This window comes from Micromonospora sp. NPDC003776 (assembly GCF_053605645.1).
The window spans coordinates 1-4,334 of record NZ_JBSGJR010000576.1; the positions used below are offsets into that span (position 1 = coordinate 1).

Consider the following 4,334-nt stretch of genomic DNA (forward strand, 5'->3'; position numbering starts at 1 on the left):
CTACGGGCGGGCCCCCCCCCTCGCGCAGGCGCTGCACGTCGCCGCCGGGCAGCGCAGCGCCCGCAAGGCCGCCGAGCCGGTCCGGCTCCAGGTCGACCCGCTGGCGCTGTTCTGACCCGGCCCCCCCGCGCGGCCTGCCGCAGCGGAGGGTCGTGACCAGGGGTTTGTCGGACACCTCGTGCGGCAAATCGGTAAACAGTGCGTGATAACCTTTCCCGTCATGCCCGGGCGAGCGAACGACGGCTCCAGGTCGCGGCGCGGCGTCAGACCGCCGAGCTGGAGTTGTCGGAGAGGCGCGGACAGGCGGCAGCGCGCGCAGCCGAGGCCAAGTCGATGATGTCAGTCAGCCGGTGAGCAGGGGTGGACCAGTCGTGACCGTTCGTCAGTCGATCGTCTTCAACGGTGACCTCGGCAGCGGCAAGAGCACCGTGTCGGTCGAGATCGCCAAGCGGCTGAACATGCGCCGGGTCAGCGTCGGTGACCTCTACCGGCAGATGGCCGAGGAGCGGCAGATGACCGCCCTTCAGCTCAACCTCCACGCCGAGCTGGACCAGGCCGTCGACGGCTACGTCGACCAGCTCCAGCGGGACATCGCCGCGTCCGGCGAGCGCCTGGTGATGGACTCGCGGCTGGCCTGGCACTTCTTCACCGACGCGCTCAAGGTGCACATGATCACCGAGCCCACCGAGGCGGCCCGCCGGGTGCTGGCCCGGCCGTCCGGCCCGGCGGAGAGCTACGCCTCCATCGAGGAGGCGCGGGCCAAGCTCCGGGAGCGCAGCGAGAGCGAGCGCGGCCGCTTCATCGTGCGGTACGGCGTGGACAAGGCCCGGCTGCGCAACTACGACCTGATCTGCGACACCACCCGGGCCACCCCGGAGCAGGTGATCGCGCACGTCATCGACGTCTACGAGGGCCGGCTCGGCGCGGACGTGCTGCGCGACGGGCAGCCGCTGCTGCTGCTCGACCCGGCCCGGGTCTACCCGACCGAGGACGTCGCCGCCCTGCGTGGCCTGTGGGACTCGGAGTTCGTCGGCGAGGTGGCCGCGGCCGGCGACGAGGCCCTGGAGCCGCTGACCATCGGCTACACCGGCGAGTACTTCTTCGTGGTCGACGGGCACCGCCGGCTCAGCGCGGCCCTGCAGAGCGGCTTCCCGCTGGTGCCGGCCCGGCTGGTCGCCGAGGTGGACGAGCCGGTGGTGGGCGGGATGAGCGCCGTCGACTACTTCACCGCCCAGGTCCGCCCCAGCCTGGTCCACGACTGGGCGGCCGCGCACGGCACCCTGCTCCCGCTGCCCGAGCACGCCCTGCTCGGCGAGGACGCGGTGCTGGCGGGGGAGCCGGGCACCGGCGCCTGAGCGCCGGCCGGGATCGCCGGATCCGGCGTACCGGAGCATGATGAAGGCCTCCGACCCGTGAGGAGGCCGACCGTGGATCCTGCCGACGCGCTCGCGCTGCTGATGTCCCCGGCGGGCCGGGTCGACCCCTACCCGACGTACGAGCAGCTGCGGGCGCACGGGCCGGTGGTGCCGGCCGGGCCGGTGTTCTACCTGGTCACCGGCTATGCCGAGGCCGACGCGATCCTCCGTGACGCCCGGTTCGGGGTGATGGACGACGACCTGCGCGACCAGTTCATGCCCGGCTGGCGGGAGAGCCCCGCCGCGCTGTCCATCTCCCGGTCGATGCTGCGCACCAACCCGCCCGACCACAGCCGGATGCGCCGGCTGGCCGCCGGCGCCTTCACCCCGCGCCGGATCGCCGCCATGCGCGACGTGGTCGCCGCCCAGGCCGACGAGCTGATCGACCGGATGCTCGCCCGCGGCCGGGACGGCGCGCCCGTGGACTTCCAGGCCGAGTTCGCGTACCCGCTGCCGGTGGGGGTGATCTGCGCGCTGCTCGGGGTGCCGGCGGCCGACCGCCCGCTGTTCCGGCGCTGGGCCACCGACCTGACCGGCATCCTCGAGCCGGAGATCACCCCGGAGGAGCTGGCGGTGGCCGACCACGGGGCCGTCGAGCTGCGCGACTACTTCACCGAACTGGTCGCGGCCCGCCGCCGGGCCCCGGCCGACGACCTGACCACCGCGCTGGTCCAGGCGCACGACGAAGATGGCGAACGGCTCTCCGGCGACGAGCTGCTGGCCAACCTGGTGGTGCTGCTGGTGGCCGGGTTCGAGACCACCACCAATCTGCTCGGCAACGGGCTGGTGGTGCTGCTCGACCACCCGCGCGAGGCGGCGGCGCTGCGCGAGCACCCCGAGTTCGCCCCCGGGTACGTCGAGGAGCTGCTCCGGTACGACTCCCCGGTGCAGCTCACCTCCCGGATGAGCACCGCACCGACCCGGCACGGCGACGTCGACCTGCCCGCCGGGAGCTGGACCCTCGTGCTGCTCGGCGCGGCGAACCGGGATCCCCGCCGCTACCCGGAGCCGGGCCGGTTCGACCCGTGGCGCCCGCAGGTCCACCCGCTGTCCTTCGGCGCCGGCCCGCACTACTGCCTGGGCGCCGCGCTGGCCCGGCTGGAGGCGCAGGTGGCCTTCCCGTTGCTGCTGCGCCGGCTGCCCGGCCTCGCTCTGGCCGGTACGCCGGAGCGCCGGGTCCGGCTCACCCTGCGCGGGTACGCCACCCTGCCGGTCACCCTCGGTGACGGCGCGTCGCCGGTCACCGATCGCGGTACGCCGGCCGGGGCGGCGGGGGCGACTCCGTAGACTGGTACGGCACCACTCGTCCCACTGAAGGAGCCACCCCGCGTGACCGTCCAGCCCATCCGTCTGTTCGGGGATCCGGTGCTGCGCACGCCGGCCGACCCGGTCGTCGACTTCGACGCCGAGCTGCGCAAGCTGATCGCCGACCTGACCGACACGATGCGCGAGCAGAGCGGAGCCGGCCTGGCCGCGCCGCAGCTCGGGGTGGGCCTGCGGGTGTTCACCTTCGACGTCGACGACGTCCTCGGGCATCTGGTCAACCCGGTGGTGGAGTTCCCCGACGAGGAGGAGCAGGACGGCCCGGAGGGGTGCCTCTCCATCCCCGGCCTCTACTTCGACACCAAGCGCCGGCAGAACGTGATCGCCAAGGGCTTCAACGGCTACGGTGACCCGCTGCAGATCGTCGGCACCGGGCTGATGGCCCGATGCGTCCAGCACGAGACCGACCACCTCGACGGGGTGCTCTTCGTCGACCGGCTCGACCCGGCCGGCCGCAAGGCGGCCATGAAGGCGATCCGCCAGGCCGAGTGGTACGACGCGGCCGCCCCGCCGACGGTGAAGCTCAGCCCGCACGCCGCCGGCAACCCCTTCGGCCTGGGGCGGTGACCCGGATGCGCCTGGTCTTCGCCGGCACGCCCGCCGTCGCCGTGCCCGCCCTGGACGCCATCGCCGCGTCCGGCCACGAGCTGCTGGCCGTGGTCACCCGGCCCGACGCCCCCGCCGGCCGGGGCCGCAGCCTGGTCCGCTCACCCGTCGGTGCCTGGGCCGACGCGCACGGCGTCGAGGTGCTCACCCCGGCGAAGCCGCGCGAGCCGGAGTTCCTGGACCGGCTCCGCGCGCTGGCCCCGGACTGCGTGCCGGTGGTCGCGTACGGGGCGCTGGTGCCGCCGGTGGCGCTGGAGATCCCCCGGCACGGCTGGATCAACCTGCACTTCTCGCTGCTGCCCGCGTGGCGGGGCGCGGCCCCCGTGCAGCACGCCGTCCTGCACGGCGACGAGCTGACCGGCGCCAGCGTCTTCCAGCTGGAGGAGGGGCTGGACACCGGCCCGGTCTACGGCACGGTGACCGACGAGATCCGCCCCACCGACACCTCCGGTGACCTGCTGGAGCGGCTCGCCCACTCCGGCGCCGGCCTGCTGGTGGCCGTGCTCGACGCGCTCGAGGCGGGCACCGCCCGGGCCGAGCCCCAGCCCGCCGACGGGGTGTCCCTGGCACCCAAGCTGACCGTCGAGGACGCCCGGGTCCGCTGGACCGACCCGGCGTTCGCGGTCGACCGGCGGATCCGCGCCGGCACGCCGGCCCCCGGTCCGTGGACCACCTTCCGCGGTGACCGGGTCAAGCTCGGCCCGGTCACTCCGGTGGCCAACGGCCCGGAGCTGAAGCCCGGCGAGTTGCTGGTGGAGAAGTCCCGGGTGCTCGCCGGCACCGCGACCGTGCCGGTGCAGCTCGGCGAGGTGCGCGCGGCCGGCAAGAAGGCCATGTCGGCGAGCGACTGGGCGCGCGGCGCCCGGGTCGCCGCCGGCGAGGTGCTCGCGTGACGGGGCCCTCGGAGTCCCGGCGGGAGTCCTTCCCCACCGAGGGCGGGCGCGGCGGGTCGCCCCGGCCGGGCGCGGACGGCGGGGCGCGCCACGACGC

At 74.7% G+C, this 4,334-nt stretch carries 4 protein-coding genes; all 4 read left to right on the plus strand.

From position 1 onward, the window contains the following. Positions 1 to 371 precede the first annotated feature (371 nt). The gene (locus tag ACWEVO_RS31155; protein WP_452311042.1) at positions 372 to 1,355 is read left to right on the plus strand and encodes an AAA family ATPase; all 984 of its coding nucleotides are present in this window, start codon (positions 372 to 374) and stop codon (positions 1,353 to 1,355) included. Positions 1,356 to 1,457: 102 nt separating this feature from the next. Next, positions 1,458 to 2,702 (plus strand): cytochrome P450, encoded by a 1,245-nt coding sequence (locus tag ACWEVO_RS31160; RefSeq protein ID WP_452311044.1) that lies wholly within the window; start codon positions 1,458 to 1,460, stop codon positions 2,700 to 2,702. A 42-nt stretch (positions 2,703 to 2,744) separates the two neighbouring features. Next, a complete protein-coding gene (gene def / locus ACWEVO_RS31165) occupies positions 2,745 to 3,305 on the plus strand; it encodes a peptide deformylase (RefSeq protein ID WP_452311043.1) in 561 nt (186 codons plus the stop codon). A 5-nt stretch (positions 3,306 to 3,310) separates the two neighbouring features. After that, positions 3,311 to 4,237: a methionyl-tRNA formyltransferase gene (gene fmt / locus ACWEVO_RS31170; protein WP_452311045.1), complete on the plus strand. Its 927-nt coding sequence runs from the start codon at positions 3,311 to 3,313 to the stop codon at positions 4,235 to 4,237. Positions 4,238 to 4,334 lie beyond the last annotated feature (97 nt).

Bases quoted from the DNA above. Each gene is read 5' to 3' on its own strand.
- fmt (WP_452311045.1), top strand. From the start codon at position 3,311: ATGCGCCTGGTCTTCGCCGGCACGCCCGCCGTCGCCGTGCCCGCCCTG.
- ACWEVO_RS31160 (WP_452311044.1), top strand. From the start codon at position 1,458: ATGTCCCCGGCGGGCCGGGTCGACCCCTACCCGACGTACGAGCAGCTG.